Source organism: Paenibacillus sp. J22TS3 (assembly GCF_018403205.1).
GTDB classification, from domain to species: Bacteria; Bacillota; Bacilli; order Paenibacillales; family Paenibacillaceae; genus Fontibacillus; species Fontibacillus tuaregi.
In genome coordinates this window covers 1-212 of sequence record NZ_BOSF01000056.1, presented here as the reverse complement: position 1 = coordinate 212, position 212 = coordinate 1, and the positions used below count along the sequence as shown (strand labels likewise).

Annotated in this window: 1 rRNA gene; it reads left to right on the top strand. The window is 53.3% G+C overall.

The annotated features are described in order from the left end of the window. A 23S ribosomal RNA gene (locus KJS63_RS26025) occupies positions 1-212 on the top strand; the annotation flags it as partial.

Here is a 212-nt window from a genome sequence, read left to right as displayed (position 1 = left end):
GCCAAGGCTAAATACTCCCTAGCGACCGATAGTGAAGCAGTACCGTGAGGGAAAGGTGAAAAGCACCCCGGAAGGGGAGTGAAAAAGATCCTGAAACCGTGTGCTTACAAGAAGTCAGAGCCCAATTAAGGGGTGATGGCGTGCCTTTTGTAGAATGAACCGGCGAGTTACGTTCCCGTGCGAGGTTAAGGTGAAGAGCCGTAGCCGCAGCG